At 60.9% G+C, this 25,256-nt stretch carries 24 protein-coding genes and 1 pseudogene; 17 read left to right on the plus strand and 8 right to left on the minus strand.

Annotated features, from left to right (window positions below; all coding sequences use genetic code 11):
* The first annotated feature begins 7 nt into the window (after window positions 1–7).
* The 6 genes from lpdA (at window position 8) to PQT43_RS05340 (ending at window position 6,927) form a co-directional block, all read left to right on the plus strand.
* Entirely contained in the window at window positions 8–1,444 is a 1,437-nt protein-coding gene (gene lpdA, locus PQT43_RS05315) for a dihydrolipoyl dehydrogenase (protein ID WP_102863968.1), read from the plus strand.
* A 229-nt stretch (window positions 1,445–1,673) separates the two neighbouring features.
* Window positions 1,674–2,840, plus strand: coding sequence for an ADP-forming succinate--CoA ligase subunit beta (gene sucC, locus PQT43_RS05320; RefSeq protein WP_009047768.1), 1,167 nt, complete (start codon window positions 1,674–1,676; stop codon window positions 2,838–2,840).
* Window positions 2,840–3,721, plus strand: coding sequence for a succinate--CoA ligase subunit alpha (sucD, locus tag PQT43_RS05325; RefSeq protein ID WP_068587916.1), 882 nt, complete (start codon window positions 2,840–2,842; stop codon window positions 3,719–3,721). The genes sucC and sucD overlap by 1 nt, the downstream gene beginning before the upstream one ends.
* A gap of 463 nt (window positions 3,722–4,184) precedes the next feature.
* On the plus strand, window positions 4,185–5,498 hold the full coding sequence (gene brnQ, locus PQT43_RS05330) for a branched-chain amino acid transport system II carrier protein (protein WP_102878889.1): 1,314 nt from the start codon (window positions 4,185–4,187) through the stop codon (window positions 5,496–5,498).
* 169 nt (window positions 5,499–5,667) lie between these two features.
* Window positions 5,668–6,405 (plus strand): DUF599 domain-containing protein, encoded by a 738-nt coding sequence (locus PQT43_RS05335; RefSeq protein WP_102878890.1) that lies wholly within the window; start codon window positions 5,668–5,670, stop codon window positions 6,403–6,405.
* A gap of 51 nt (window positions 6,406–6,456) precedes the next feature.
* Window positions 6,457–6,927 (plus strand): hypothetical protein, encoded by a 471-nt coding sequence (locus PQT43_RS05340; protein WP_123392163.1) that lies wholly within the window; start codon window positions 6,457–6,459, stop codon window positions 6,925–6,927.
* A 115-nt stretch (window positions 6,928–7,042) separates the two neighbouring features.
* Here the strand turns inward: PQT43_RS05340 and PQT43_RS05345 are convergent, their stop codons facing one another.
* Complete coding sequence (locus PQT43_RS05345; RefSeq protein WP_016968094.1) at window positions 7,043–7,294, minus strand: hypothetical protein; 252 nt, start codon at window positions 7,292–7,294, stop codon at window positions 7,043–7,045.
* 158 nt (window positions 7,295–7,452) lie between these two features.
* On the opposite strand from PQT43_RS05345, the gene PQT43_RS05350 reads away from it, so the two are divergent.
* The 4 genes from PQT43_RS05350 (at window position 7,453) to PQT43_RS05365 (ending at window position 11,173) form a co-directional block, all read left to right on the plus strand.
* Window positions 7,453–7,929: a PaaI family thioesterase gene (locus PQT43_RS05350; protein WP_102863964.1), complete on the plus strand. Its 477-nt coding sequence runs from the start codon at window positions 7,453–7,455 to the stop codon at window positions 7,927–7,929.
* Window positions 7,926–8,378 carry a PaaI family thioesterase gene (locus PQT43_RS05355; protein WP_102878892.1) on the plus strand — a complete coding sequence of 151 codons (453 nt, stop codon included), beginning with the start codon at window positions 7,926–7,928 and terminating at the stop codon, window positions 8,376–8,378. The genes PQT43_RS05350 and PQT43_RS05355 overlap by 4 nt, the downstream gene beginning before the upstream one ends.
* A 90-nt stretch (window positions 8,379–8,468) precedes the next feature.
* Window positions 8,469–10,373 carry a molecular chaperone HtpG gene (gene htpG, locus PQT43_RS05360; RefSeq protein WP_102879089.1) on the plus strand — a complete coding sequence of 635 codons (1,905 nt, stop codon included), beginning with the start codon at window positions 8,469–8,471 and terminating at the stop codon, window positions 10,371–10,373.
* Window positions 10,374–10,444: 71 nt separating this feature from the next.
* Window positions 10,445–11,173: a dienelactone hydrolase family protein gene (locus PQT43_RS05365; protein WP_110595178.1), complete on the plus strand. Its 729-nt coding sequence runs from the start codon at window positions 10,445–10,447 to the stop codon at window positions 11,171–11,173.
* A gap of 100 nt (window positions 11,174–11,273) precedes the next feature.
* On the opposite strand, the gene PQT43_RS05370 is transcribed toward PQT43_RS05365, so the two are convergent.
* A complete protein-coding gene (locus PQT43_RS05370) occupies window positions 11,274–12,146 on the minus strand; it encodes a pirin family protein (RefSeq protein ID WP_110595179.1) in 873 nt (290 codons plus the stop codon).
* A gap of 62 nt (window positions 12,147–12,208) precedes the next feature.
* Window positions 12,209–12,625 carry an OsmC family protein gene (locus PQT43_RS05375; protein WP_102878895.1) on the minus strand — a complete coding sequence of 139 codons (417 nt, stop codon included), beginning with the start codon at window positions 12,623–12,625 and terminating at the stop codon, window positions 12,209–12,211.
* Between the two features lie 193 nt (window positions 12,626–12,818).
* On the opposite strand from PQT43_RS05375, the gene PQT43_RS05380 reads away from it, so the two are divergent.
* The 4 genes and pseudogenes from PQT43_RS05380 (at window position 12,819) to PQT43_RS31325 (ending at window position 16,098) form a co-directional block, all read left to right on the plus strand.
* A complete protein-coding gene (locus PQT43_RS05380) occupies window positions 12,819–13,796 on the plus strand; it encodes an amidohydrolase family protein (protein WP_272753572.1) in 978 nt (325 codons plus the stop codon).
* 72 nt (window positions 13,797–13,868) lie between these two features.
* Window positions 13,869–14,333 (plus strand): DUF3859 domain-containing protein, encoded by a 465-nt coding sequence (locus tag PQT43_RS05385; protein ID WP_102863958.1) that lies wholly within the window; start codon window positions 13,869–13,871, stop codon window positions 14,331–14,333.
* A gap of 139 nt (window positions 14,334–14,472) precedes the next feature.
* Window positions 14,473–15,243 (plus strand): annotated as a pseudogene (locus PQT43_RS31320) (MCP four helix bundle domain-containing protein); the annotation flags it as partial.
* A complete protein-coding gene (locus PQT43_RS31325) occupies window positions 15,235–16,098 on the plus strand; it encodes a methyl-accepting chemotaxis protein (protein ID WP_410897042.1) in 864 nt (287 codons plus the stop codon). The pseudogene PQT43_RS31320 and the gene PQT43_RS31325, both read left to right, overlap by 9 nt.
* A gap of 121 nt (window positions 16,099–16,219) precedes the next feature.
* On the opposite strand, the gene fabB is transcribed toward PQT43_RS31325, so the two are convergent.
* The 5 genes from fabB to PQT43_RS05415 form a co-directional block, all read right to left on the minus strand.
* Complete coding sequence (fabB, locus tag PQT43_RS05395) at window positions 16,220–17,440, minus strand: beta-ketoacyl-ACP synthase I (protein ID WP_047302756.1); 1,221 nt, start codon at window positions 17,438–17,440, stop codon at window positions 16,220–16,222.
* Between the two features lie 11 nt (window positions 17,441–17,451).
* The gene (fabA, locus tag PQT43_RS05400; RefSeq protein WP_011060067.1) at window positions 17,452–17,967 is read right to left on the minus strand and encodes a 3-hydroxyacyl-[acyl-carrier-protein] dehydratase FabA; all 516 of its coding nucleotides are present in this window, start codon (window positions 17,965–17,967) and stop codon (window positions 17,452–17,454) included.
* A 246-nt stretch (window positions 17,968–18,213) separates the two neighbouring features.
* The gene (locus tag PQT43_RS05405; RefSeq protein ID WP_102878898.1) at window positions 18,214–20,115 is read right to left on the minus strand and encodes an ATP-binding protein; all 1,902 of its coding nucleotides are present in this window, start codon (window positions 20,113–20,115) and stop codon (window positions 18,214–18,216) included.
* Entirely contained in the window at window positions 20,112–21,041 is a 930-nt protein-coding gene (locus PQT43_RS05410; protein WP_272753574.1) for an ABC transporter substrate-binding protein, read from the minus strand. The genes PQT43_RS05405 and PQT43_RS05410 overlap by 4 nt, the downstream gene beginning before the upstream one ends.
* A gap of 1 nt (window position 21,042) precedes the next feature.
* Window positions 21,043–23,169: a TonB-dependent receptor plug domain-containing protein gene (locus PQT43_RS05415; RefSeq protein ID WP_272753575.1), complete on the minus strand. Its 2,127-nt coding sequence runs from the start codon at window positions 23,167–23,169 to the stop codon at window positions 21,043–21,045.
* 195 nt (window positions 23,170–23,364) lie between these two features.
* Here PQT43_RS05415 and PQT43_RS05420 point away from each other — a divergent pair, with 195 nt between their 5' ends.
* From PQT43_RS05420 to sixA, 3 genes are read left to right on the plus strand one after another with little or no spacing between them, the layout of a single operon-like run.
* The gene (locus PQT43_RS05420) at window positions 23,365–24,390 is read left to right on the plus strand and encodes an NAD(P)H-dependent glycerol-3-phosphate dehydrogenase (protein WP_102878901.1); all 1,026 of its coding nucleotides are present in this window, start codon (window positions 23,365–23,367) and stop codon (window positions 24,388–24,390) included.
* Window positions 24,391–24,408: 18 nt separating this feature from the next.
* Complete coding sequence (locus PQT43_RS05425; RefSeq protein ID WP_102863952.1) at window positions 24,409–24,756, plus strand: DUF4389 domain-containing protein; 348 nt, start codon at window positions 24,409–24,411, stop codon at window positions 24,754–24,756.
* Window positions 24,753–25,202 carry a phosphohistidine phosphatase SixA gene (sixA, locus tag PQT43_RS05430; RefSeq protein WP_213664948.1) on the plus strand — a complete coding sequence of 150 codons (450 nt, stop codon included), beginning with the start codon at window positions 24,753–24,755 and terminating at the stop codon, window positions 25,200–25,202. Before PQT43_RS05425 ends, sixA begins: the two co-directional genes overlap by 4 nt.
* Window positions 25,203–25,256: the final 54 nt, after the last annotated feature.

Consider the following 25,256-nt stretch of genomic DNA (forward strand, 5'->3'; position numbering starts at 1 on the left):
CCTTTTTATGACTCAGAAATTCGACGTAGTAGTGATTGGCGCGGGCCCAGGCGGTTATGTAGCTGCAATCAAGGCAGCACAGCTTGGTCTGACGACTGCTTGCATCGAGAAGTACACCGATAAAGAGGGCAAGCTGGCCCTCGGCGGTACTTGCCTGAACGTCGGTTGCATTCCTTCCAAGGCGCTGCTGGACAGCTCCTGGAAATTCCATGAGGCCCAGGACGGTTTCGCCATCCACGGTATCAGCCACGCTGGCGTGACCATGGACGTACCGGCCATGGTCGGTCGCAAGGCCAACATCGTCAAAGGCCTGACCAGCGGTGTTGCCACCCTGTTCAAAGCCAACGGCGTCACTTCGATCCAAGGCCACGGCAAACTGCTGGCAGGCAAGAAAGTCGAAGTCACCAAGCCGGACGGTTCGGTTGAAGTCATCGAAGCTGAAAACGTGATCCTGGCTCCAGGTTCGCGTCCAATCGACATTCCACCGGCCCCGGTCGATCAGAATGTCATCGTCGACTCCACCGGCGCGCTGGAATTCCAGGCCGTACCAAAACGTCTGGGCGTGATCGGCGCTGGCGTTATTGGTCTGGAACTGGGCTCGGTCTGGTCGCGTCTGGGCGCGCAAGTGACTGTCCTGGAAGCCCTGGACACCTTCCTGATGGCAGCTGACACCGCTGTTTCCAAGGAAGCGCTGAAAACCCTGACCAAGCAGGGTCTGGACATCAAGCTGGGCGCTCGCGTGACCGGCTCCAAGGTCAACGGCGAAGAAGTCGTGGTGACCTACACCGACGCCAACGGCGAACAGACCATCACTTTCGACAAGCTGATTGTCGCCGTTGGTCGCCGTCCGGTGACCACCGATCTGCTGGCTGCCGACTGTGGCGTGACCCTCGACGAGCGCGGTTTCGTGCACGTTGACGATCACTGCGCTACTACCGTACCGGGCGTCTACGCCATTGGTGACGTGGTGCGCGGCATGATGCTGGCTCACAAGGCCTCGGAAGAGGGCATCATGGTTGCCGAGCGCATCAAGGGCCACAAGGCCCAGATGAACTATGACCTGATCCCTTCGGTTATCTATACTCACCCGGAAATTGCATGGGTCGGTAAAACCGAGCAGGCCTTGAAAGCTGAAGGCGTTGAAGTTAACGTCGGCACCTTTCCGTTTGCCGCCAGCGGCCGTGCCATGGCAGCCAACGACACCGGTGGTTTCGTCAAAGTCATCGCCGATGCCAAGACTGACCGCGTATTGGGCGTCCACGTGATTGGCCCAAGCGCTGCGGAACTGGTTCAGCAAGGTGCAATCGGCATGGAATTCGGCACCAGCGCCGAAGACCTGGGCATGATGGTTTTCTCTCATCCGACCCTGTCCGAAGCCCTGCACGAAGCAGCTCTGGCTGTGAATGGCACTGCCATCCACATTGCCAACCGCAAGAAACGCTAAGCAATAATAAGAAACCACGGCGGTTGGCCCGTCGTGAGCCTTGTGCGCAAGACTCACCGCGGAATATCCGCTGGACTCGACCTCTTGAGGTAGCGCCACACACTGGATCGGGGCCCAGGCTCCGGGTTCAGGTGTGGCGCTGGTTTGAGAGTAGCGGTCACAGGTGGTGCGGCACTCAATCTTGAGCGCAGCGCCGAATGCGCAGTACCTAACGAAGACGGTAAAAAGCATGAATCTTCACGAGTATCAGGGTAAGCAGCTGTTCGCTGAATACGGCCTGCCAGTATCCAAAGGCTACGCGGTAGACACCCCGGAAGAAGCAGCAGAAGCTTGCGACAAAATCGGCGGCTCCGAGTGGGTTGTCAAAGCCCAGGTTCACGCCGGTGGTCGCGGTAAAGCGGGTGGCGTTAAGCTGGTTCGCAGCAAAGAAGACGCTAAGGCATTCGCTCAGCAGTGGTTGGGCAAGCGTCTGGTGACCTATCAGACTGACGCCAATGGCCAGCCTGTCACCAAGATCCTGGTTGAATCGTGCACTGATATCGCTAAAGAGCTGTACCTGGGCGCTGTCGTTGACCGTTCGAGCCGTCGCATCGTGTTCATGGCTTCCACCGAAGGTGGCGTGGACATCGAGAAAATCGCTCACGACACTCCAGAAAAAATTCTGAAAGCCACTATCGACCCACTGGTTGGCGCTCAGCCATTCCAGGGTCGCGAGCTGGCTTTCCAGCTGGGTCTGGAAGGCAAGCAAGTTGCCCAGTTCGCCAAGATCTTCGTGGGTCTGGCCAAACTGTTCCAGGATCACGATCTGGCCCTGCTGGAAGTGAACCCGCTGGTGATCAAGGCTGACGGCGATCTGCACTGCCTGGACGCCAAGATCAACATCGACGCCAACGCCATGTACCGTCAGCCTAAGCTGAAGACCTTCCACGATCCGTCGCAGGACGATCCGCGCGAAGCACACGCTGCCAAGTTCGAACTGAACTACGTAGCCCTGGAAGGCAACATTGGCTGCATGGTCAACGGTGCCGGCCTGGCCATGGGTACCATGGACATCGTCAACCTGCACGGCGGTAAGCCAGCCAACTTCCTCGACGTGGGCGGTGGTGCTACCAAAGAGCGCGTGACCGAAGCTTTCAAGATCATCCTGTCCGACACCAACGTCGCTGCAGTACTGGTCAACATCTTCGGCGGCATCGTTCGCTGCGACATGATTGCCGAAGGCATCATCGGCGCTGTGAAAGAAGTCGGCGTGAAAATCCCGGTTGTTGTTCGCCTTGAAGGCAACAACGCTGAACTGGGCGCTAAAGTACTGGCAGAAAGCGGCTTGAACATCATCGCTGCTACCAGCCTGACCGACGCTGCTCAACAAGTTGTCAAAGCTGCGGAGGGCAAATAATGAGCGTCCTGATCAATAAAGACACCAAAGTTATCTGCCAGGGTATTACCGGTTCGCAAGGTAGTTTCCACACCCAGCAAGCCATCGAATACGGCACCCAGATGGTGGGTGGCGTAACTCCAGGCAAAGGCGGTACCGAGCACCTGGGTCTGCCAGTGTTCAACACCGTGAAAGACGCTGTAGCTGCCACTGGCGCCACCGCCAGCGTGATCTACGTTCCAGCTCCTTTCTGCAAGGACTCGATCCTGGAAGCAGCTTTCGGCGGCATCAAGCTGATCGTCTGCATCACCGAAGGCATTCCTACCCTGGACATGCTGGACGCTAAAGTTAAGTGCGACGAGCTGGGTGTTACCCTGATCGGCCCTAACTGCCCTGGCGTGATCACTCCAGGCGAATGCAAGATCGGCATCATGCCAGGTCACATTCACTTGCCAGGCAAGGTCGGTATCGTTTCCCGTTCCGGCACCCTGACTTACGAAGCCGTTAAGCAGACCACTGACGCCGGTTTCGGTCAGTCCACCTGCGTCGGCATCGGTGGTGACCCGATCCCAGGCTCCAACTTCATCGACATCCTGAAGCTGTTCCAGGAAGACCCGAAGACCGAAGCGATCGTGATGATCGGCGAGATCGGCGGTTCGGCTGAAGAAGAGGCGGCTGCCTACATCAAGGCTCACGTGACCAAGCCGGTTGTTTCCTACATCGCTGGTGTGACTGCTCCTCCGGGCAAGCGCATGGGCCATGCTGGCGCAATCATCTCTGGCGGCAAAGGCACTGCAGACGAGAAATTCGCTGCGCTGCAAGACGCAGGCGTGAAAACCGTGCGTTCGCTGGCAGACATCGGCAAGGCCCTGGCCGAGCTGACCGGTTGGGCTGTCAAGTAAGCCTCGCGCTTAACTGACGCTTCAACCACAAAGGCCACCTTCGGGTGGCCTTTGTGCTTTCTGCCCCAGCAGCCGACTTGCCGGCGTAGAGGCCTTCAGTTCAGTTGCTGCCCTGGGGGAGGGCTTCGCTGGCAAGCCAGCTCCTATACAAGCCGCGCTTACCTAATTCGGCTTCTATACGATTCGGCTCCCAGCATGCTGGCTGGTGTGCGGGGATAGGATTAAGCCCGATGGAAATATAATTTCGAAAATGCGACATCCCAATGTCGCATATCAGAAAATTCTCATTGCGCCGGTGCGTTCGTCTTGCAGATTCGGTAGGCTAGCCGCCTCTTTTTGCGTCTGCTGCCCACAAGGTAACTGCGCGCTAAACGGGTCAGTCTTATACGGATTGACAGCATTTCCCTCACCCATAAGGGAAATCCCTCTCTAAATTCCGATTCAGTAGTGTGGTATTTCCTTAATGAAAGTGTTGAAAGGCCAGGACATTCTGGCACTCGGCTTCATGACTTTTGCCCTGTTCGTCGGGGCTGGCAACATCATCTTCCCTCCTATCGTCGGTTTGCAGTCCGGACCCCATGTCTGGATGGCGGCGCTAGGCTTTCTGATCACGGCGGTCGGCCTGCCAGTGATCACCGTGGTTGCCCTGGCCAAGGTCGGTGGCGCCATGGATGCCCTGAGCAGCCCCATCGGTAAAGTCGCTGGCGGTCTGTTGGCGGCGGTCTGCTACCTGGCGGTTGGCCCGCTGTTCGCCACGCCGCGTACGGCTACTGTGTCCTTTGAAGTGGGCCTGGCGCCACTGACGGGCGAGAGCCCGCTGGCGCTGTTCCTCTACAGTTCGGCCTACTTCCTGCTGGTGTTCTTCATCTCCCTGTATCCGGGCCGCTTGTTGGATACCGTTGGCCGTTTCCTGGCGCCGTTGAAGATCATCGCGCTGGCGGTTCTGGGGATTGCAGCGGTCGCGCTGCCAGCGGGTACTGTTGGCGAGGCCACGCCCGAATATGTGGCAGCGCCGTTTTCTCAAGGTTTCATCAATGGTTACCTGACCATGGATACCTTGGGCGCTCTGGTGTTCGGTATCGTTATCGTCAACGCCATTCGCTCGCGAGGAGTCGAGTCGCCTCAACTGATCACCCGTTACGCGGTGATCGCCGGCCTGATCGCCGGGGTTGGTCTGGCGCTGGTCTATGTCAGTCTGTTCCGTCTCGGTTCGGGCAGCCATGAAGTGGCCGCCGGGGCCACCAATGGCGCGGCGGTGCTGCATGCCTATGTCCAACACACATTTGGCTCCCTGGGCAGCGGCTTCCTCGCGGTACTGATCTCCCTGGCTTGCCTGGTGACCGCCGTGGGCCTGACCTGTGCCTGCGCCGAGTATTTCAGCCGCGTAACACCGTTGTCCTATAAGACTCTGGTGGTGATCCTCGCGGTCTTCTCGCTGTTGGTGTCCAACCTTGGCCTGACCAAGCTGATCGCCTTCTCGATCCCGGTACTGACTGCCATCTATCCACCGTGCATTGCCCTGGTGGCCCTGAGCTTCTGCAAGGACTTCTGGCAGGACCAGCGGCGTATCGTTGGCCCGGTGATGCTGGTGTCTTTTGTGTTCGGTCTGATCGATGCGCTCAAGGGGGCCGGCCTGGCCGATGGTTTGCCTAGCCAGCTGGCCCACTTGCCGTTGAGCGAGCAAGGCCTGGCCTGGCTGGTGCCTTCGGTGATCGTCCTGGCGGTTGCGGTGGTTTTCGACCGTATTCTGGGCAAGCCGGCCCAAGCCCTGGCTTGATCTGCCGCTGATGGCTCTGGATCGCCACAAGCGATCCATGAGCGCCAAGGAAAATGCCTCGTATCCATCGATACGGGGCATTTTTTATGGGGCTTGGGCGGTGTCTTTTTCCTCGGCGTGGCGTCGAAGCAGTGTCCTTGTCTTTTGCCAACGCCTTACAGGAATTTGCATGTCGTTTGTCCAAGCCAACCTGATTCATCTACTGGCCGCTCTGTGGTTCGTCGTCTGCTGGGGCGGCTATACCCGCTATGCCACCTGGAAGGGCCGGGACACGGCATGCCTGGCCAGCGTCCTGCACCTGTACCGCGAGGACTGGATGCGTCGCATGCTGCTGCGGGACAACCGTATCGCCGACGCCAGTGTGATCGGCAACCTGGAGCGCAACGCTTCGTTCTTCGCTTCCAGTACCCTGATCATCCTGGCAGGCATCCTCACAGTGCTCGGTGCATCGGAGCGCGCGGTGTCGCTGCTGGCGGACATTCCGCTGGTGCAGCAGGCGTCCCAGGGCATGTCGGAGATCAAGTTGCTGTGCCTGGCGCTGGTGTTCGTATATGCCTTTTTCACCTTCAGCTGGTGCATGCGCCAGTACAACTTTGCGGCGGTGCTGGTGGGGTCGGCGCCGATGATCGGCGAGCGACATGTCTCCGAGCAGGAGCGCAAGGCGTTTGCTTTGCGGGCAGCCCGGGTGATTTCCATGGCGGCCAACCAGTTCAACTTCGGGCTGCGTTCCTACTATTTCGGCATGACCATGCTGGCCTGGTTCGTCAGCCCCTGGTTGTTCATGCTGATGAGTGCAGGCGTGGTGTTTGTCCTGTACCGGCGGGAGTTTCATTCCGACGTACTTGACGTCATGGTCTATACCCCGACTGAACAGCCTTTGGCCGATAGCCCCAAAGACGCAGTCTGAGCGGGGAGGGCTGATCGATTGATCTGTTGCCCGGTTAAAAGGAGTTGGCCAATGAGTAAGCTGCGTGCCCTGATGTGCCTGTGCCTTTCATTCATTTTGTTGTCCGGTTGCCGGGTGCAAACCCTGTATCTGAATGGCGACGCCCGTGGCCAGGTGGTGGATGCATTGAGCGGCATGCCGATCGCCGGGGCCAGGGGCACCTTGTGTGGGGCGCAGTTCCTGACTGGCGAGGACGGACGCTTCCAGGTCGAGCAGGCAACCGACTGGGAACTGGTGATGGTGCTGGCCGGCCGCGCGCCCCAGGACACCCCGCACCCTTGCTACATGAGTATCACCGCGGTCGATTACCAGACTCGCCAGTGGTTGGCACCCTTTACCGCCCACTACGACTTTCCCATCAGGCTATTGCCCGTATCCAGTTCCTTGCACTATGCGTTGGAGTCTTCAGCCAGTGGAGTGTCTGGACACCCGTTGCAGGCAGAGCCGCTCCAGGATGAGTTGTTCCTGGAGTCAGGGTATTGAGCTTCAGTGCTTAGTTACCTATTCGACAACTAAACACCGTTGTATTGAGCTGCTGTTTTGCAGACAAGAAAAAGCCCGCACTTGGCGGGCTTTTTGGTGTTGCGCTAAAACCGACTTAGTTGGTTTTAGGTGCTGCTTCCTTGGCGCTTTCTTCAGCAGCGGCCTTGTTGGATTCAGCCTGATCTTTGGCGGCTTCGGCGTTTTCTTTCGCTGCCTCGTTCACCTTATCCTGAGCTTCGTTCATTTTTTGTTGAGCTTGCTCAGCATGTTGGTTGGCATCTTGAGCTTTGTCCTCGGATTTTTTGTCGCAGGCAGCCAGACCGAGGGAAGCGGTCAGCATCAGGGCAATAGCTAAAGTCTTACGCATGGGGTGTTTCTCCTTAGTGAAGATATCTACTGGCCTTTCGATCATGGCCTTGTGATTTAAGTTCCTTGAGGCTCACAGATATATTAAGTATTCGTTTCACGGAACTTTTGTCTGCTTCATTCAATGCACATTCCTGACAATAACAAGAGGCATAAGCCATGGTGCAGAACCCAATTTTCGAGCGTGCGACGCGCTTTCTTTCCGCTCTGCGCCACTGTCAGGTGCTGGATATCAGGGTACACAGCGCCTCGGTGGAAGGCATGACTCTGACCTTGCCCTACAGCCCGCAGATTGTCGGTGACCCGCAAACCGGGATCATTCATGGCGGCGCCCTGACCACGCTGATGGACAGCGCCTGCGGCATGGCCACGCTTTGTGTGCTGCCGGAGTTCGAAGTGTGTCCGACCCTGGACCTGCGCATAGACTATATGCATCCGGCGATGCCTCATCATGACGTGCACGGCTTTGCCCAGTGTTACCGGGTCACCACTGACGTGATCTTCACCCGTGGCTTTGCCTATCAGGACGATCCCGAACGCCCCGTAGCCCACGTGGTCGGTACCTTCATGCGCATGGGCAAGGGGCTCAAGGGCAGTCGTGGGTTTGCCGGCTCCATCAAGGGAGAGCGGGCATGAGCGGGGGTCTTGCAGGGTTATTGGAGCAGGCTCGTCAGCAGGGCGATTACGCCGCGTTGCTGGAGCAGATTCCCTACGCCAGATTGATCGGCATCGAGTGCACGCCGCTGGGGGATGAGCTGCTGTTTCGCCTGCCGGCCAATAAGGACAATATCGGCAATCCTCTGCTGCCGGCCCTGCACGGTGGGGTGATTGCCGGTTTCATGGAGCTGGCGGCAGCCCTGCATTTGCTGATTCTCACCGGCTCGCCCGGCGTGCCGAAGATCATCGATTTTTCCCTCGACTACCTGCGTGCCGGACAGTTTCGTGACACCTTCGCTCGCTGCCAGGTGTGGCGGCAGGGGAGGAGGGTGGCCAACGTCGCCATCACGGCCTGGCAGAGCACCGCCGACGAGCCAATTGCTACCGCCCGGGCACATTTCAAGATTGAAGAGAGTCTCGCCCCTTGAAATCCAGTCAGCTACCCCCACTTCCATGTCATCCCGCCGCTCTCCGCTTCCGGAGCGCGACCACAGCCATCTGATTGGAGTTTGATGACCATGAGTGTGGAAACTCAAAAGGAAACCCTGGGCTTCCAGACCGAGGTGAAGCAACTGCTGCACCTCATGATCCATTCGTTGTATTCCAACAAGGAAATCTTCCTTCGCGAATTGATCTCGAACGCCTCTGACGCCGTCGACAAATTGCGTTTCGAAGCCCTGTCCAAGCCTGAGTTGCTGGAAGGTGGCGCCGAACTGAAAATCCGTGTGAGCTTCGACAAGGACGCGAAAACCGTCACCCTCGAAGACAACGGTATCGGCATGAGCCGTGAAGATGTCATCACTCACCTGGGGACCATCGCCAAGTCCGGCACCGCCGATTTCATGAAGAACCTCACCGGCGACCAGAAGAAGGACTCGCACCTGATCGGTCAGTTCGGCGTGGGTTTCTACTCCGCGTTCATCGTTGCCGACCAGGTCGAAGTGTTCAGCCGTCGTGCCGGCCTGCCGGCCAGCGAAGGCGTGCACTGGTCGTCCAAGGGCGAAGGCGAGTTCGAAGTGGCGACCCTCGACAAGGCCGAGCGCGGTACCCGCATCGTCCTGCACCTCAAATCCGGTGAAGACGAGTTCGCCGATGGCTGGCGCCTGCGCAACATCATCAAGAAGTACTCCGACCACATCGCGCTGCCGATCGAGTTGCCCAAAGAAGCCGCTGCCGCCGAAGGCGAAGAGAAACCGGCGTTGGAGTGGGAAACCGTCAACCGTGCCAGTGCCCTGTGGACCCGTCCGCGTACCGAGATCAAGGACGAGGAATACCAGGAGTTCTACAAGCACATCGCCCATGACTTCGAGAACCCGCTGAGCTGGAGCCACAACAAGGTCGAAGGCAAGCTGGAATACAGCTCGCTGCTCTACGTGCCGGCCCGTGCACCGTTCGACCTGTACCAGCGTGAAGCGCCGAAGGGCCTCAAGCTCTACGTGCAGCGCGTGTTCGTCATGGATCAGGCTGAGTCCTTCCTGCCGCTGTACCTGCGCTTCATCAAGGGCGTGGTGGATTCCAACGACCTGTCGCTGAACGTCTCGCGGGAAATCCTGCAGAAAGACCCGATCATCGACTCGATGAAATCGGCACTGACCAAGCGCGTCCTCGACATGCTGGAAAAACTGGCGAAGAACGAGCCAGAGCAATACAAGGGCTTCTGGAAGAACTTTGGCCAGGTGATGAAGGAAGGCCCGGCCGAAGACTTCGCCAACAAGGAAAAGATCGCTGGCCTGCTGCGCTTCGCTTCCACTCAGGGCGACGACGGCGAGCAGACAGTATCCCTGGCCGACTACCTGGCTCGCGCCAAGGAAGGTCAGGACAAGATCTACTTCCTCACCGGCGAATCCTACGCTCAGGTGAAGAACAGCCCGCACCTGGAAGTCTTCCGCAAGAAAGGCATCGAAGTGCTGCTGCTCACCGACCGTATCGACGAGTGGCTGATGAGCTACCTCAACGAATTCGATGGCAAGAGCTTTGTCGACGTGGCGCGTGGTGACTTGGACCTGGGCAACCTGGACTCGGAAGAGGACAAGAAGGCTGCCGAGGAAGTCGCCAAGACCAAGGAAGGCCTGGTGGAGCGGATCAAGACCGCCCTGGGCGAGAGCGTCAGCGAAGTGCGGGTTTCCCACCGCCTGACCGACTCCCCGGCGATCCTGGCCATCGGCGAGCAGGACCTGGGGCTGCAAATGCGCCAGATCCTTGAAGCCAGCGGGCAGAAGGTTCCGGATTCCAAGCCGATCTTCGAGTTCAACCCGACTCACCCGCTGATCGAGAAACTCGACGGTGAGCAGAGCGAAGAGCGCTTTGGCGACCTGTCGCACATCCTCTTCGATCAGGCGGCCCTGGCGGCCGGTGACAGCTTGAAAGACCCGGCGGCCTATGTGCGCCGACTGAACAAGCTGCTGGTTGAACTGTCGGTTTAACCACGTTGCAAGAAAAACCCGCTTCGGCGGGTTTTTTCATTCTGGTGTCCCTCTACTGGAGAAGCTGAGTCATGAGTCAAATCACAGTGCGTTCCGTGGTCTATCAGATCGATGGCCAGCCCTATGAAGGTCGACTGGCCTTCGATGCCGCCCATCAAGGCGCGCGCCCGGGGTTGCTGATGGCGCCGAACTGGATGGGCGTCAGCGCCGGCGCGGAGAAGATCGCCGAGGCGGTGGCGGCCAAGGGCTACGTGGTACTGATCGCTGATCTGTATGGCCAGTCGCTGCGTCCCAGCGATGCCAGTGAGGCCGGGGCCGCGATGATGCCGCTCAAGGATGACCGGGCGTTGTTGCGCAAGCGCATGCAGGCGGCCTTTGCGGCCTTGCAGAGTCAGGGCGAAGCAGCGGTGGACACTTCCAGGCTGGCCACCTTCGGTTTCTGCTTTGGCGGCTGCTGCGCCCTGGAGCTGGCCCGCAGTGGCGCGCCAGTGAAGGCGGCGGTGTCGTTCCACGGCACCCTGGACACCCCCAACCCTAGCGACGCGAACAATATCAAGGGTTCGGTACTGGTACTGCACGGTGCGGCGGACCCGTTAGTGGCCAAGGAGCAACTGCCGGCCTTCGAGGCGGAAATGGATGCGGCGGGTGTGGACTGGCAACTGGTCAGCTATGGCGGTGCGGTGCATTCCTTCACCGATACCCACGCCAATGTACCGGGCAAGATGATGTACGACGCCAAGACCTCGGCGCGGGCCTTCGCCACCATGCATTACCTGCTGGACGAAGTTTTCTGCGGCTGACCCGCCGCCTCTGATTCCGGAGCTGGCTTGCCAGCGAAGGCATCAGTGAGAGCAACGCCAGACTCACGGGCCTGTTCGCCGGCAAGCCGGCTCCTAGCGATCAGTGGCGGGCGGGTGGCAATTCGATGCGCTCGCTTTCTCCTGGCACCTGCGGCCAATCCCCGGCTGCCCAGCGTTGGCGCGCCTCCTCGATACGCGCCGGATCGCTGGCCACGAAGTTCCAATTGATCCGGCGCGGACCGTCCAGGGGCGCGCCGCCGATCAGCACTGCGTGACAATCGCTTTCGGCGAACAGCGTGGCGTTCTCCCCCTCCGGCAATACCACTAGCGCGTGCACGGGCAAAGGCTCGCCGTCCAGTTGTGCCTCGCCGTCCAGTACATACAGCGCGCGCTGCGGGTGCTCGGTGGGAATCAGCAGGCTGGTGGCGGTCTGCAGTCGCAGTTCGGCGTACAGGGTGGGGGAGAGTACCGGCACCGGCGATTCCAGGCAGAAGCCGCTGCCGGCGATCATGCGGATGCTCACCCCCAGGTTGTCGCTCACCGGCAGGCTGCTGGCCGGGTGATGGCTGTAATGCCCCGGGCCTTGCTCCTGCTCTTGGGGCGAGGCCAGCCAGACCTGCAGGCCGTGCATGGCGAACCCCTGGGCCAGCAAGGGGGCTGGCGTGCGTTCGACATGGGCGATGGCGCTGCCGGCGGTCATCCAGCTGACGTCTCCGGCCTCCACGATCTGGTCGGAGCCCAGGCTGTCCTTGTGCTGGATCTGCCCGGCGAACAGGTAGGTCAGGGTGGACAGGCCGATATGCGGATGTTGGCGGATATTCATGCCCTTGCCCGGCGGGTAGCGGGTTTCCAGCATATGGTCGAAGAACACGAAAGGCCCGACACTGCGGCACTGGGCCGAAGGCAGGGGGCGCAGGATGGGCTGGCCTTCAACGTCCTCGGCACGGGGACGGATCACGAGGGGTGAGTTCATGGCGGATTCCAGGCTGATCGGGTTATGCCTGGGAGCATAACCCGCGTGTGCCAGCCTTGCCGCTATTGGCTGAAGGCGCCTTCGGAGAGGTGGGTCTCGATGCTGACTTCGCTGGTGGTCATCAGCTTGTGGATCGGGCAACGGTCGGCCACCCGGTGCAGCTCATCACGTTGGGCATCGGTGAGCACGCCCTTGAGGGTCAGCTTTACATGCAGGGCGTATTTGCCTTGCGGTTCCTGGCTGTTGTCGTGCTTGAGCTCCACCGTGACCCCGGTCAGCGGGATGTTCTTCTTCTGCGCATAGAGCTTCAGGGTCAGGGCCTTGCAGGCCCCCAGGGCGGCATCGAAGTAGTCATGGGGCTCGGGGGCGGTGCCTTCGCCACCGGCGTACTGGGGCAGGTCGGTGAACAACTGGTGGTCATCCACCTGGATGCTGTGGCGGAAACCTTCGCTGGACTCGGTATTGACGGTAATGGTCATGGCAAACCTCAGGCAGTGATGAATATCGGATCAGGCTGTAAAGGTGCTGAAGTTATAGAGCATGGTGAGGCACAGGCGTTCCCCTTTTTTCTGAACCTGCTGCTGGGGTGCAGGGTCTACCCGGCTGCAACCCTTTGGAGACGCTGCGGTGTACTGGAATCATTTATACGGAACCTGCCTTGGAGCGTTGCTGATGCTGCTGCCCGGCGTGGCGGCCCAGGCACGGGATTACCGCTACAGCGATGCTCACTTGCATTACGTGGACTTCTTCCAGGAATCCGCGGGCATGGATGCGTTGCTCAAGGCCATGGCTGACAACCGTATTGAACAGGTGATGATTTCCGGCATTCCGGTGGCCAAGAAATGGCACGAGGATGAACCCAAGCGTCCACGCTATTACGCCGGTGATGATGCTGATGCCTATTGGTACAGCGCCACCGACGTGCTGGTGGCGGCTGCGGTTAAGCAACTGCCCCCTGAGCAGCGTCGGCGTTTTCATCCCTTCCTGTCCGGTTTCAATCCCAATGACAAGAACTCCGCGGCGCATATCCAGCGCATGCTCGACCTTGATCCGGGGCTGTGGCAGGGCATCGGTGAGGTCTTCACCCGCCATGACGACCTCACGGCCTTGACTGCCGGAGACACGCCACGGGCCAACAACGAGGCGATGACCAAGGTCTATCACCTGGCTGCGGAGAACGATCTGCCGGTCATGCTGCATTCCAACATCACCTCCAAGCGCGAACGCAACCCGCTGTACCTGGCAGAAATCGAAGAGCCGCTGCGCAATCACCCCCATACGCGCTTTATTTGGGCCCACGCTGGCACCAGCGCCGAGATCCATCGTCACCAGACACGCCTGGAATTCTTGCTGCCGACCCTGACGCGGCTGCTGGAGAGCTACCCCAATCTGTACATCGACCTGTCCTGGAGCCTGCTCACGCCCTATCTGCTGGATGAGCAGGGCAACCCCAGCCAGGCCTGGCTGCAGCTGGTGGAGCGCTTCCCGGAGCGCTTCATGCTCGGTTCGGATGTGGTCGGGCGCTTCAACAAGCTGGGGCGCGAGCTGCACAGCTTCGATGTCTTCCTCGATGCCTTGCCGGAGGAGGTGGCGCGCAAGGTGGCCCATGACAATTTCCTCGCCATCCTTCCCGCCAAAAGTCGCCCTTAGCAGGCCCCAGTCTGTCATCAGCCTGTCACGCCTGCTTCATAAGCTCGCGCCATCTCAATCAAGGAGCGCGATATGCACCTCACTCGTTTAAGCGCATTGGCGGCGCTGATGATCTTCACTGGCCTGGCCAGTGCCGAAGTCCGTGTTGAAGGACCGGTGGAATACGGCGTGTTCGAAGGGCCCAAGGCCGAGCTGCAATCGGGGGAGCGGGTGCTGCGCCGCAGCAACGAGAAGATCCAGCAAACCTCGGTGGTGCCCGCCAAGCTGGGGACCAAGTTCGGTATGCGTTACCAGTTGCTGGGCAAGGTGGCCGAGGATCAGCCCCTGACCCTGCTCTACCTGACTCCGGGCATCCGTACCCCGGACGGGGCGCGCCACGACAAGTTCGAGATCACCCAGAAACTGGTGCCCAATGCACCTCAGGATGTGATGGCCTACGAATTCACGGAGAACCATGAAGTGGTGCCCGGCGAATGGCACTTCATGGTCTTTCAGGGCGACCGTTTGTTGGCAGAACAGCGATTTTCTGTGCGCTGAATCGTTTTACGCCCAAGTATTGGAGTGCTAGGGCGTTTTGATATCACGTTTTTGTCTTACGCAATTTTCCAACGGCCCGATACCGTCTAAGAGCACCCTGCTGCAAGTTCTTGCAGCGCTCTAGGAAGGAGCCAGAGGAATGAGCCTTAGAAGTCTCAATATCGCGCCGCGCGCAGGCCTGGGTTTCGGCTTGCTGGCGCTGATGGTGTTTGCCCTCGGGGCATTCGCCCTGATGCAGATGGCCAATATGCGCCAGCAGTCCGATGAAGTGGAAAGCAATTGGCTGCCCAGCGTCATGTTCGTCGGTGACATGAGTCAGGACCTGCTGCGCATCCGTGCCCTGACCCTGCGTCTGCTGATCAATCGCGACCCGCAAGCGATTGTCCAGAACGAAAAAAAGATCAACGACATCAAGACTGGCCTGGGGGTTGCCCAGGGGCGCTATGAGTCATTGATCGTGCTGCCCCAGGAACGGGTCCTGTTCGATCGTTTCAAGGCCATTGAGAAGCAGTACCTGCAGCGCCAGGCTCAGGTCATGGCCTTTTCCAGCCAGAACCAGCTGGAAGAGGCGATCAAGGTGGTCAATGGCGAGATGAATCAATTGGCCGATGACATGGCGGCGACCCTGCATGAACTGGTCGAGTTGAACAAGCAGAGCGCGACCCAGGCCACGGACCTGGCCCAGGCCGTGTTCAGCAAGTCGCGGGTCTGGGTGGTGGGCATGATCGCGGTGGCGGCGCTGGTGACCATTGGCCTGGCATTGTTGCTGACCCGCAGCATCGTCCTGCCCCTGGCCCAGTCCCTGAGTGTCGCCGAGGTGGTGGCCGGCGGCGACCTGACGGGTGACATCACGGTGGTTGGCAAGGATGAACCGGCGCGACTGTTGCAGGCGCTCAAGGCCATGCAGCACAGCCTGCGGGAAACCATCCGGCGCATTTCCGACTCTTCCAGCCAGTTGGCCTCCGCCTCGGAAGAGCTCAGTTGCGTGACCGAGGATGCGACCCGGGGCCTGCATCAGCAGAGCCTGGAAATCGAGCAGGCGGCCACTGCGGTGAATCAGATGACCGCCGCGGTGGAGGAGGTGGCCAGCAATGCCGTGGCCACCTCCGAAGCCTCTCGGGAGTCGGACCGGATCGCCCAGCATGGGCGTGAGCAGGTGCATCAGACGGTGCTCTCCATCGAGTTGCTGGCCGAGGATGTGACGACCAATGCCAGCCAGGTGGAAGACCTGGCACAGAAGGTCTATGGCATCAGCAAGGTGCTGGATGTGATCCGCTCCATCGCCGAACAGACCAACCTGCTGGCACTGAACGCGGCCATCGAGGCTGCGCGAGCCGGGGATGCCGGGCGCGGGTTTGCCGTGGTGGCGGACGAAGTGCGGGCCCTGGCCCATCGGACTCAGCAGTCGACCCAGGAAATCGAGCAGATGATTGGCGGGATCCAGCAAGGCACCGACCAGGCGGTCAGTTCCATGCAGCACAGCAACAGCCGGGCCCGCTCGACCCTGGAAGTGGCCAAGGCGGCAGGTCAGGCACTGGAGGAAATCGCTTCGGCCTTCACCCTGATCAACGAGCGCAATATCGTGATTGCCAGTGCCTCGGAGCAGCAGGCCGCGGTGGCGCGGGAAGTGGATCGCAATCTGATGAACATCCGCGATCTGGCGCTGCAGACCTCGGCGGGGGCCAACCAGACCAGCGCCGCCAGCCAGGAGCTGTCACGGCTGGCGATAGATCTGAACACCATGGTGGCGCGCTTCTCGGTGTGAGGCGCTTTCGCTGGCAAGCAGGCTCGTGCAGGTTGCTTGGGCGTCGGCTTACCGGCGAACGCCAGGCGAAAAAAAGCCCCGAACCAGTCGGGGGCTTTTTCATTCGGCGAAGCGGCGGGGCTTACTTGCCCTGCCAGCGTTTCAGCACCAGGGTAGCGTTGGTGCCACCGAAGCCGAAGCTGTTGCTCATCACGGTGTTGATGGTGGCGTCTTCGCGAGTCTTGGTCAGGATCGGCATGTCGGCCACTTCCGGGTCCAGCTCGTCGATGTTGGCCGAACCGGCCATGAAGTTGCCTTCCATCATCAGCATGCAGTAGATCGCTTCGTGAACGCCGGCGGCGCCCAGGGAGTGACCCGACAGGCTCTTGGTGGAACTGATGGCTGGAGCCTTGTCGCCGAACACTTCACGCACGCCCTTCATCTCGGCAACGTCGCCGACCGGAGTCGAGGTGCCGTGGGTGTTCAGGTAGTCGATCGGTGCGTCGACGGTGGACATGGCCATCTGCATGCAGCGGATTGCGCCTTCGCCGCTTGGAGCCACCATGTCGTAGCCATCGGAAGTGGCGCCGTAGCCGACGATTTCCGCGTAGATCTTCGCGCCACGGGCCAGAGCGTGTTCCAGCTCCTCGACCACCACCATGCCGCCACCGCCGGCGATGACGAAACCGTCACGCTTGGCGTCATAGGCGCGGGAGGCCTTTTCCGGGGTTTCGTTGTACTGGGTGGACAGGGCGCCCATGGCGTCGAACAGGAACGACTGGGTCCAGTGCTCTTCTTCACCGCCACCGGCGAAGACGATGTCCTGCTTGCCCATCTGGATCTGTTCCATGGCGGTACCGATGCAGTGAGCACTGGTGGCGCAGGCAGAAGCGATGGAGTAGTTCAGGCCCTTGATCTTGAACGGCGTGGCCAGGCAGGCGGAAACGGTGCTGCTCATGGTCCGCGTTACACGGTACGGGCCAACGCGCTTGACGCCTTTCTCGCGCAGGATGTCCAGCGCTTCCATCTGGTTCAGGGTCGAAGCGCCGCCGGAGCCGGCGATCAGGCCGGTGCGGGGGTTGGACACTTGCTCTTCGCTCAGGCCGGAGTCGGCGATGGCGTCTTTCATGGCCAGGTAGGCGTAAGCCGCTGCGTGGCCGACGAAGCGATAGATCTTGCGATCGATCAGTTCTTCAAGATTCAGGTCAATGGAGCCGGAAACCTGGCTACGCAGACCCATTTCGGCATATTCCGGGTTGAAGCGGATGCCAGGGCGACTTGCACGCAGGTTAGCGGAGACGGTCTCTTTGTCATTGCCCAGGCACGAAACAATGCCCAGACCAGTGATAACGACGCGGCGCATGCGGATAACCCTTAGAAGTTGTCAGTTGAGGTAAACACGCCGACCCGGAGGCCTTCGGCGGTATAGATTTCGCGGCCGTCAACGCTGACCGAACCATCGGCGATGGCCATGTTCAGCTTGCCCTTGAGCACGCGCTTGATGTGAATGTTATAGGTGACTTTTTTCGCAGTCGGCAGTACCTGGCCGAAGAATTTCACTTCCCCCGAACCCAGGGCGCGGCCGCGGCCCGGCAGGCCTTGCCAGCCGAGGAAAAAACCGACCAGTTGCCACATGGCATCCAGGCCCAGGCAGCCCGGCATTACCGGATCGCCTTCGAAGTGGCAAGCGAAGAACCACAGGTCTGGAGTGATATCCAGCTCAGCGACCAATTCACCTTTACCGTACTTGCCACCCTCTTCGCTGATATGGGTGATGCGATCCACCATCAGCATGTTGGGGGCGGGCAGTTGCGCGTTACCTGGGCCGAACAGCTCACCGCGACTGCAGCGCAGCAGGTCTTCCCGAGTAAAGGCGTTTTGTTTGGTCATGCGAGCTCCTCAATAGTCCCGTGCGGCAGGGTTGGGCAATCTTCCCGGCCGATCGAAGCGTTCATGCCTCGAGCCGGCAGCCTACTCATAGACTATTGCGTTGTAGTGAAAGTCACAGCGCAAAGGGCATGAATGTACACTTGTGCACTGAAATTTTTTTTGAGGGCCTTTTCGGGGCCCGTCGGGTGCCTAAGACTGCCGCACTTTCGCCCGTCACGCCAGTCGCACCTGTTGGAAAATAGCCTGTTACTGCACCCAACGTTGGAGAATTTGCTGCAGATCAGCCCGCTTGAACGGCTTGGCCAGGTAGTCGTTCATGCCCGCCGCCAGGCAGGCCTCACGGTCGCCCTGCAAGGCGTTGGCGGTCAGGGCGATGATCGGTAAATCAGCGCAGCCGGGCAGTTGGCGGATCTGCCGGGTGGCTTCGTAGCCGTCGACCAGTGGCAGTCGGCAGTCCATCAGAATGGCCTCGAAAATCAGGCTTTCGGCGCTGCGTACCGCCTGGGCGCCGTCGGTGACGATGCTGACGGTGAAGCCCAGGCTGCGCAACATGGCCTGGATCACGGTCTGGTTCACCGGGTTGTCCTCCACCAGTAGCACGTTGCGGCCTTCGCCCTGGTGAGCGGCCGTGTTCACTCGCGGCGCCAGCACGGGCAGGCTTTGCTGAAACAGCGCCAGGGGGATTTCCAGGGTGAACACCGAGCCCTGGCCTTCCTCGCTCTGGGCCCGCAGGGTGCCGCCCATGCGTTCAGCCAGGGTCCGGGCGATAGGCAGGCCGAGGCCCGTGCCGCCGTAGCGTCGGGAAATCGAGCTGTCGGCCTGCTGGAATGCATCGAACATCAGCTCCAGGCTGGCCGGGCTGATGCCGATCCCGCTGTCGCGCACCGAGCAGGTGAACCACAGGAGTTCGTGATCCAGGGCCTGCCACTGGGGTTCGATGGTGACGCTGCCTTGTTCGGTGAACTTCAGCGCGTTGCCGATCAGGTTGACCAGGATCTGGCGGATTCGCGTCGGGTCGCCCTTGACCTGCAGCGACTCCATGCCCGGCGGCAGCCGCAGTTGCAGGTCCAGGCCTCGTTGCAATGCGCTGTGCTGGAAGGCCTGGGCGCAGCTGCTGATCAACTCGGCGAGGTTGAACGGAATGTGTTCCAGCTCCAGGGCCGAGCGTTCGATGCGCGAGAAGTCGAGGATGTCATTGATCACCTTCAGCAGGTGCTCGGTGGACTCCGAGGCCAATGCCGCGTACTCGCTCTGCTCTTGGGTCATCTCGGTGGTTTCCAGCAATTGCAGCATCCCCAGTACGCCGTTCATCGGGGTACGCAGCTCATGGCTCATCATCGCCAGGAAGTCCGATTTGGCCTTGTTCGCCCGCTCGGCATCTTCCCGGGTCTGGATCAGTTGTGACATTGCCTGTTGCTGCTCACGGCTGGCCAGTTCCAGGCCGGCGGCGAGGTTGTTGATATGTCGCGCCAGATTGCCCAGCTCGCCGTCGTCGACAATCGGCAGTGGCGTCTTGAAGTCGCCTTCCTGAATCGCCTTCACCGCGTGGCCCATGGCGCTGATGGGTTGCGCCAGGCCGGCCGCCAGGCGTCGGGCCAGGAAGAAGGTGAAGAGCAGGGCGAACAGGGCGAGAATCCCGGCCTTGAGGAGGATTTCCTGTTGACGCTGGCTGAAGGCGTCATTGGACATGCCGACAATAACCCGCCCCAGGTAACCGTCGCCCTGGGGGCTCAGGCTGGCGGGATCATTCTGCAGAAAGTCGTTGTGCACCTGAATGCGCTGCAAGCGCACCGGCGCCTGGAAGACCTTGATCTGCTGGGCATGGTTGTGACTGGCGGACGGCTGCTCGACATACACCAGGATGTTGTTGGCACTGTCCTGGACTTCCAGAAAGTGCACATGAGGCGTGGCCAGAGTGGCTTGCAACAGGCTTTCCAGGCCCTCGTTGTTGCCGGAGATCACCCCGTACTCAGTGGCCGGGGCCAACTGGTTGGCGATCAGTTGGCCGGTATGGTTCAACTCCTGGCGCAGATCCTGGAGGCGCACGAAGGTGAAAAAGCTGATCAGCAGCAGAGTCAGGAGCAGGGCCGGGCCCAGGCTGATGAGCTGAGTGCGGGTCTGGATATCCCACCGGCGACGCAATGTCATGGGCGTTTCTCTCCTTCACTCAACTGGTGCGCGACGGCTTGCGGGTCGATTTCCTCGATGCCCAGGGAGCGTGCCACCTGTGGATTGCTCAGTACTTTGAAGGCCGCCGGGTACAGCTCCCTGGGCCAGTGGGCTGGTGCCTGATCCAGCAGGCTGTCCAGGGTCTGCAGCCAGTCCTGCTGGTCGCTGTAGGTGCTGGCCAGGCTGCCGGCCCTGACGAAGCCGGCATTGGGCCCGATCAGCGCCTGTTGCCGGGCGTAGCTGCTCAGCAGCAGGTTCTTCACGGTTTTCGGGTTGTACAGCTTGGGGTCGTCCAGGCCCAGCAGCACCTGGCTGTTGCGCAACAGGTTCTGCAGCGGGCGGCTGTCATTGGTGCTGTCCCAGGGTTCGGCGACGATTTCCATGTCCATGGATTGCGCTGCGTCGCGCAGTTCCTTGAGCAGGAACTGGCTGTCCTCGCTGTACAGCACGCCGACCCGGCGTACCTGGGGCAGCACCTTGTGGATCAGCCGCAGTTGGCGGCTCAAGGGCGGGTCGCTCCAGAGCAGGCTGAGTTTGGGGTGAGGCGCGCCTTGCAGGCGCTGCTGGGCCTGCAGGCGGCTGATCCGCAGGACCAGGGTGGCCGGCCCTTGCGGGTCTTGCAGGCGCCAGTCGAGGCTTTGCGGGTCCAGCAGGATCAGGCGCGTGGCTGCGGGCAGTTGGCTCGGTGCCGGCAGTTGTGCCAAAGGCACGAAGCGCACCTGGTCCTGAGGCCGCTGGGTGGCCAGTTCCTCGGTGAAGGTGCGCACGCTGTCGCTGCCTTCACTGGCGGTCAGCAACACGTCGGCTGCTCGCAGCGGAGTCGCCAGCAGCATGCCCAGGAGGATCAGGCAGATACCGAGACAGCGATGAATGCCCAGGGCCTTCCAGGGCCCGCGCTGGCCCATGCTAGAACTCCAGCTCGGCACTGAGGTAGGCCACGTGCCGTGAGTCGTAGAGGTTGTCGGCGAAGGTGGTGGGCTCATGGTCAAGCCGCTGTTGCAGCGTGCCTGCCAGTTCCAGGCTGGCCTTGCCCAGGACCAGGCGCTTGGCGATGCGGGTGTCGATGCGCTGGAAGCGGTAGCCGTTGAGGGCGTTGTCACCATAGTAGAAGAGGGCGCTGGACCAGCCCTGGCCCCAATTGCGCAGCCAGCCGGCAGAACCGCTGTTGCTGGCGGTCAGGTGCTGGTCCAGGCGATTGCTGGCTTGCGCGTGGACATAGGCGTAGGTCAGGCGCAGGCGGTCGGCGCGGCTCAGTTGCCAGTCCAGCTGGCCCTCGGTGCCGGAGAAGCGCGCCGAGTTGTTGTTGCTGGCGATGTACTGGTTGTTGCGCAGCGGTTCGCTGATCATTCCGCTGATTTCGTCGTAGAACAGCTTGATGTCCAGATTCAGTGCCTGGTCGCTGAAATAGCCGTTGTAGCCCAGCTCCCGAGAGCGCATGTGCTCTTGGTCAAGATTGCCGGGGCCACGGGTCCTGACGAAGTACTGGGCGCTGTTCTGGCCGTAGACCGGAGCGCTCAGGCCGGTGACCCGGTAGCTCCAGTTGACGTTGTTCTCGAACATGTCCGCAGAGCGGATGGCTTCCGAATACACCGCGCGCAGCCCGTGGCGCGGGTTGATCAGGTAGTTGACGGCGATCCGTGGCGTCAGCGAGTTGCCGGTCAGCTGGGTGTCTTCGTACATAGCCCCGCCCTGGATCAGCCAGTGCTCGCTGGCCCGCCACTCCAACTGGCCGAACAGGCGCCAGGTGGTGTCGTCGAGGGTGCCGTTGAAGTAGGTTTCGGAGTCGGCCCGGTCGTAACGATAGTTCATGCCGCTGACCAGCCGCAGGTTATCTCTGAGGCTCAGGGTGTCCTGCAACTCCAGGTCGTAGCGGGTCTCCCGGGCGCTCTGGTCGATATTGCCGCAGACGGTTTGCTTGCCGCCGGCGCTCCACTGGGTGAGGACCTGCTGGGCTATGGCCTGCTCGGCGGGAGATCCCGGGGGCGGGGTACCGGCATCGCTGAAACCTTTGATGCCGCGCGCCAGGCGCTCGGCGTAATTCGGATTGATTTGCCACAGGCGGGTCAGCTCGGGGCTGAAGGAGATCGCCGCGTCACAGGCGCGCCAAGTCTGCTGGCGATCCCAGTGTTGGGCCGAGCCCTGGACATAAAGGCTGTGCTGCGGGTTGAGTTCCAGGTTCCAGCGCAGTGACCCGGCGTAGTCCTTGGCCACCACGTCGGAGTTGTTGCCCTGTTGGGACACGCCATAGAACACCGGCTTGTAGGTATAAGGCCGCTGGTTGGTGCCTTCCTTGGCATTCAATTGCCAATCGATGCTCTGCTGTTCATTGAGCATCTGGCTCACCGACAGACTGACGCGATTCAAGCGCCTGCTGTCGCGGTAGTCCGAACCGTCGAGGCGGCTGTCGAAGCCATCGTCTTCCTGCCCCGACAACGACAGCCGCAGGTCGCCGCTTTCCCAGCCGGTGCCCTGGCTGGCGTACCAGTCGTTGATGCCGCGCTGGCCCCTGGTCACCTTGAAGCGCGTGCCGTGGCTGTTGGCGGGTGAGCGGGTAATGATGTTGACCACCGCCATCAGCGCGTTGGCGCCGTAGCTGACGGTGTTGGGGCCGCGAAACACTTCGATGCGCTCGATGTCTTCCATGGCTACCGGAATATCGCTCCAGTCCACCGTGGCCAGACCTGCGCGATACACCGAGCGCCCATCGATCAGTACCTGCATGCGCCGGGCTTCGCTGGCGTTGGTGCCGTGGTAGTTGACCGTGGCCTGATTGCCGCTGATGGCGCCGACCATCATCCCCGGCACCAGGCGCAGCAGTTCGCTGATGTCCCGCGCGCCGCTGGCCTTGATCAGTTCATTGTCGAGCACCGTCATGCTGCCGGGGACGGCGGCTGGGGATTGCTTCAGGCGCGTGGCGGTGAGGACCTCGGGCAGGGCGCTGCCATCCATGAACAAATCGTCGGCCAGCGCTGGATAGCCGAACAACATGCCCAGCAGCAGTGACAGACGAAGAGGTGAGGGGCCAATGGACACGGCACAGCCTTGAATCTTGAAAGATGGCGCGCATGTTAACCGAGACAGTCGAGTTTTCCAGTCGATAAGCCCGACATTCCCCGAATGAGTCCACCCGTTCCCGACAGATCGTCTGAATGGCCGCTGGGGCTGGTGGTGGGGAAACCGCCCCGTATAATGCCGCCATCGCCACTGCTATGGATAAACGGATTGCATATGACACAACAGCGCCCTATTGCGGTCCTGGGAGGCGGAAGTTTTGGTACCGCCGTGGCCAATCTGCTGGCCGAGAACGGTCACCCGGTGCGGCAGTGGATGCGTGACCCCGAACAGGCCGAGGCCATTCGGGTCAATCGCGAGAATCCGCGCTATCTCAAGGGCATCAAGATTCATCCGGCGGTGGAGCCGGTCACCGATCTGCTGGCCACCCTGAATGACAGTGACCTGTGCTTTGTCGCCTTGCCTTCCAGCGCCCTGCGCTCGGTACTGGCCCCCCACGCGCAACTGTTGAGCGGCAAGATGCTGGTCAGTCTGACCAAGGGCATCGAGGCCCAGACCTTCAAGCTGATGAGCGAGATCCTCGAGGATATCGCCCCGCAAGCGCGGATCGGCGTGCTCTCTGGGCCTAATCTGGCCCGCGAAGTGGCCGAGCACGCCCTGACCGCCACCGTGGTCGCCAGCGAAGACGAAGAACTGTGCCAGCAGGTCCAGGCTGTGTTGCATGGCCGGACGTTCCGCGTCTATGCCAGTGCCGACCGCTTTGGCGTGGAGCTGGGCGGAGCGCTGAAGAACGTCTACGCGATCATCGCCGGCATGGCGGTGGCCCTGGGCATGGGGGAAAACACCAAGAGCATGCTGATTACTCGCGCGCTGGCGGAAATGACCCGCTTTGCCGTGAGCCAGGGTGCCAATCCTATGACCTTTCTCGGTCTGGCGGGTGTCGGTGACCTGATCGTCACCTGTTCCTCGCCCAAGAGCCGCAACTATCAGGTGGGCTTTGCCCTGGGCCAGGGCCTGAGCCTGGAAGAGGCGGTGACGCGTCTTGGCGAAGTGGCGGAGGGCGTTAACACCCTCAAGGTGCTCAAGGTCAAGGCTCAGGAGTTGGGGGTCTACATGCCGCTGGTAGCCGGGCTGCACGCGATCCTGTTCGAAGGGCGTACGCTGAATCAGGTGATCGAGCTCTTGATGCGCGGCGAGCCGAAAACCGACGTCGATTTTATCTCCACCAGCGGATTCAACTGAGTAGCACAGGAGCCAGACATGAACGATACGAATTCCGAAGCCAAATACGAATCCATCCTCCTGCGCGTGCTGTGGATGCTGGTGTTCGTGATGGTGTGGCAGGTGGCGCAGTTTCTCCTTGGTGCCCTGGTCCTGGTGCAGCTTGTTTATCGGTTGATCTACGGCGCTCCCAATGCCGGCCTGATGAACTTCGGTGACAGCCTGAGTCAGTTCCTGGCTCAGATCGGCCGTTTCGGCAGCTTCCATACCGAACAGAAACCCTGGCCGTTCTCGGATTGGCCAACCCCACGAGCACCTGAAGGGGAGGCTCCCCATAGCGTGCCGCCAGCGCCCCATCCGGTGCGCGATGAGGAGCCTAAGCTGTGAAACTGTGGGTCCTGCGCCATGGCCAGGCCGAATCCCACGCGCCCACCGATGCCCAACGCAATCTCACCGCCCACGGCCGTGAGGAAGTGCTGGGCAGCGCCGCGCAACTGATTGGCCAGCCCATCAGCGCAATCATCGCCAGCCCTTATGTACGAGCCCAGCAAACGGCCCAGCTGGTACGTGAGGCCCTGGGGTTCGAAGCAGAGATCCGTACCGTGTCCTGGCTGACGCCGGAGGCCAATCCGCTGCTGGTGCTGCAGCAACTGGACGGTGCGGACAATCTGCTGCTGGTCAGCCATCAACCCCTGGTGGGTAGCCTGATCGGCCTGTTGCAGCATGGCCATCTGCGTGATCCCCAGCCCATGAACACAGCCAGCCTGGCGGAGCTGGAAGGCGACTGGCCTCTGGCGGGGCTGATGACCCTTAACGGTGTCAAGCACCCTTGATGCTGGCGGCGGCCAGGGAATCCCCTGGCCGTCATGACCTTTTGCCCCCGCTCG

It is taken from the genome of Pseudomonas sp. BLCC-B112 (genome assembly GCF_028550695.1).
Taxonomy (GTDB): Bacteria; Pseudomonadota; Gammaproteobacteria; order Pseudomonadales; family Pseudomonadaceae; genus Aquipseudomonas; species Aquipseudomonas danubii.

Excerpts from the sequence above, each read along its gene's own strand:
- lpdA (WP_102863968.1), top strand. The coding sequence starts at position 8 with ATGACTCAGAAATTCGACGTAGTAGTGATTGGCGCGGGCCCAGGCGGT.
- sucC (WP_009047768.1), top strand. The coding sequence starts at position 1,674 with ATGAATCTTCACGAGTATCAGGGTAAGCAGCTGTTCGCTGAATACGGC.
- sucD (WP_068587916.1), top strand. The coding sequence starts at position 2,840 with ATGAGCGTCCTGATCAATAAAGACACCAAAGTTATCTGCCAGGGTATT.
- brnQ (WP_102878889.1), top strand. The coding sequence starts at position 4,185 with ATGAAAGTGTTGAAAGGCCAGGACATTCTGGCACTCGGCTTCATGACT.
- PQT43_RS05335 (WP_102878890.1), top strand. The coding sequence starts at position 5,668 with ATGTCGTTTGTCCAAGCCAACCTGATTCATCTACTGGCCGCTCTGTGG.
- PQT43_RS05340 (WP_123392163.1), top strand. The coding sequence starts at position 6,457 with ATGAGTAAGCTGCGTGCCCTGATGTGCCTGTGCCTTTCATTCATTTTG.
- PQT43_RS05345 (WP_016968094.1), bottom strand. The coding sequence starts at position 7,294 with ATGCGTAAGACTTTAGCTATTGCCCTGATGCTGACCGCTTCCCTCGGT.
- PQT43_RS05350 (WP_102863964.1), top strand. The coding sequence starts at position 7,453 with ATGGTGCAGAACCCAATTTTCGAGCGTGCGACGCGCTTTCTTTCCGCT.
- PQT43_RS05355 (WP_102878892.1), top strand. The coding sequence starts at position 7,926 with ATGAGCGGGGGTCTTGCAGGGTTATTGGAGCAGGCTCGTCAGCAGGGC.
- htpG (WP_102879089.1), top strand. The coding sequence starts at position 8,469 with ATGAGTGTGGAAACTCAAAAGGAAACCCTGGGCTTCCAGACCGAGGTG.
- PQT43_RS05365 (WP_110595178.1), top strand. The coding sequence starts at position 10,445 with ATGAGTCAAATCACAGTGCGTTCCGTGGTCTATCAGATCGATGGCCAG.
- PQT43_RS05370 (WP_110595179.1), bottom strand. The coding sequence starts at position 12,146 with ATGAACTCACCCCTCGTGATCCGTCCCCGTGCCGAGGACGTTGAAGGC.
- PQT43_RS05375 (WP_102878895.1), bottom strand. The coding sequence starts at position 12,625 with ATGACCATTACCGTCAATACCGAGTCCAGCGAAGGTTTCCGCCACAGC.
- PQT43_RS05380 (WP_272753572.1), top strand. The coding sequence starts at position 12,819 with ATGCTGCTGCCCGGCGTGGCGGCCCAGGCACGGGATTACCGCTACAGC.
- PQT43_RS05385 (WP_102863958.1), top strand. The coding sequence starts at position 13,869 with ATGCACCTCACTCGTTTAAGCGCATTGGCGGCGCTGATGATCTTCACT.
- PQT43_RS31325 (WP_410897042.1), top strand. The coding sequence starts at position 15,235 with ATGCAGCACAGCCTGCGGGAAACCATCCGGCGCATTTCCGACTCTTCC.
- fabB (WP_047302756.1), bottom strand. The coding sequence starts at position 17,440 with ATGCGCCGCGTCGTTATCACTGGTCTGGGCATTGTTTCGTGCCTGGGC.
- fabA (WP_011060067.1), bottom strand. The coding sequence starts at position 17,967 with ATGACCAAACAAAACGCCTTTACTCGGGAAGACCTGCTGCGCTGCAGT.
- PQT43_RS05405 (WP_102878898.1), bottom strand. The coding sequence starts at position 20,115 with ATGACATTGCGTCGCCGGTGGGATATCCAGACCCGCACTCAGCTCATC.
- PQT43_RS05410 (WP_272753574.1), bottom strand. The coding sequence starts at position 21,041 with ATGGGCCAGCGCGGGCCCTGGAAGGCCCTGGGCATTCATCGCTGTCTC.
- PQT43_RS05420 (WP_102878901.1), top strand. The coding sequence starts at position 23,365 with ATGACACAACAGCGCCCTATTGCGGTCCTGGGAGGCGGAAGTTTTGGT.
- PQT43_RS05425 (WP_102863952.1), top strand. The coding sequence starts at position 24,409 with ATGAACGATACGAATTCCGAAGCCAAATACGAATCCATCCTCCTGCGC.